Genomic DNA, 1,895 nt, shown 5'->3' with positions numbered 1-1,895 from the left:
CCCACCGTGGAACCGACGAGAGGAACGCGCATGTCCGATCCGAACCCCGAGCGGCCCATCGAGCCGACCGAGCTGGCGCACACCCCGCCGTCCGCGCCGGCCACGAGCGCGAAGCTGGTGGCGGAGACGTTCGGCACGCTCCTGCTGGTGTTCGGCGGCGTCGGCACGGCCGTCTTCGCCTCGAACCACTTCGTCGACACGCCCGCGGCCGTGTACACGGCCGTCGCGCTCGCGTTCGGGCTCACGGTCGTGGCGGGCGCCTATGCGTTCGGTCCGATCTCGGGCGGTCACTTCAACCCCGCCGTCACCCTGGGCCTCGCCGCCGCCGGGCGCTTCCCGTGGCGCGAGGCCGGCGGCTACATCATCGCGCAGGTGATCGGCGGCGTGATCGCCACGACCCTGCTCGTGCTGATCGGCACGTTCGGCCCCGCGAACTGGATCACCACGGCTCAGGACGCCGGCTTCGCGAGCAACGGCTGGGACAACCTCTCCCCCGCGGGCTTCGGCATGCCGGCCGCGATGATCGCGGAGGTGGTCCTCACGGGCCTGTTCGTGCTGATCATCCTGGGGGTGACCCACCCCACGCGCGGCAACCCGTCGCTCGCGGGCCTCGCGATCGGCCTCTCGCTCGCGCTCATCCACTTCATCAGCATCCCGGTGGACAACACATCGGTGAACCCCGCACGCTCGATCGCCTCCGCGATCTACGGCGGCGGCGAGGCGCTGCTGCAGCTGTGGGTGTTCATCCTGTTCCCCATCGCCGGCGCGATGCTCGCGGGCGTCGCCTACCGCTCACTGCTCGACACCACGCGCAGCTGAGCCCGCGCGGGTCAGCCGGCGACGAGCGTGGGGGTGCCTGCCTCGTACTCGGTGAGGTCGCCCGTCTCGCCCGCGCGCGCGGCACGCCGGCCGAGGAACAGCATCCAGAACAGCAGCACGCCGAGTGCCAGTGCGCCGATGCCGATCTTCAACCACCACGGCCACGGCTGACCGGTCACGAACCCCTCGACCGCGCCGGCGAGCGCGAGCGCGAAGATCAGTCCGATCGCGACGGTCGCGAGCGCGCGGCCCTCGGCGGCGAGCGCCGTCGTTCGCGTGCGGGGTCCGGGCGCCACCCACGCCCAGAAGGTGTGGAGCCCCGCCGCTCCCGCCACGAAGATGCACGTCATCTCGAGCAGACCGTGCGGCAGGATGTACAGGATCATCACGTCGAGCCGGTCGTACGCCGTCATGACCGCGGCCGCGGTGCCGAGCCCGACGGCGTTCTGCACGAGGACGTAGAGCGGGAAGATCCCTGTCACGCCGAAGAGCACGGCCTGCGCGGCGATCCAGGCGTTGTTCGTCCACACCATCCCCGCGAACACCGCCGCGGGGTTCTCGGTGTAGTACGCGGTGAAGTCGTTCTCGGCGTACTGCTCGAGCTGCGCCTCCGAGCCCAGGGTCGCGACCAGCGCCGGATCCCCCGCGATCCACGCGCCCGAGAGCGCGACGACCGCGATGAACGACAGCGCGATCGCGAGCGTCGACCACCGAACGCGATACAGCGCGGCCGGCAGCTGGTGCAGGAAGAAGCGCGGCAGCTGCCGCAGCACGTTGTCGGACGCGCCCGTGAGAGCCAGCCGCGCTCGCGAGAGGATCGTCGACACGTGATCGCCCTGCGGCGTGCGCCCGGCGGACGTCTTGAGATCCGCGAGGTCCGCCGACGCCGCCTGATAGCGCGCCACGAGCTCGTCGACCTCGGCGCCCGAGAGGCGGCGGCGCTGGGACAGCTCGTCCAGGCGCGCCCATTCCTGCCGCCGGGCGGTCGTCAGAGCGTCGAGGTCCACAGTGATTTACTGTACGCATGTCGACTGGCCACGGCCCCGGGATGACCTCCGTCGCGCCGCGCGTCGACA

At 71.5% G+C, this 1,895-nt stretch carries 2 protein-coding genes; one reads left to right on the top strand and one right to left on the bottom strand.

What is annotated here, in order from left to right:
* Positions 1 to 30 precede the first annotated feature (30 nt).
* Positions 31 to 819 (top strand): aquaporin, encoded by a 789-nt coding sequence (locus RIF89_RS14580; RefSeq protein ID WP_309069792.1) that lies wholly within the window; start codon positions 31 to 33, stop codon positions 817 to 819.
* 11 nt (positions 820 to 830) lie between these two features.
* Here RIF89_RS14580 and RIF89_RS14575 read toward each other — a convergent pair whose 3' ends face one another.
* Positions 831 to 1,826, bottom strand: coding sequence for a stage II sporulation protein M (locus RIF89_RS14575; protein ID WP_309069791.1), 996 nt, complete (start codon positions 1,824 to 1,826; stop codon positions 831 to 833).
* Positions 1,827 to 1,895: the final 69 nt, after the last annotated feature.

This window comes from Microbacterium sp. (assembly GCF_031178525.1).
GTDB lineage: Bacteria > Actinomycetota > Actinomycetes > Actinomycetales > Microbacteriaceae > Microbacterium.
This window is presented reverse-complemented; position numbering and strand designations above follow the sequence as displayed.

Coding starts and splice junctions, on each gene's coding strand:
- RIF89_RS14580 (WP_309069792.1), top strand. CDS start 31: ATGTCCGATCCGAACCCCGAGCGGCCCATCGAGCCGACCGAGCTGGCG.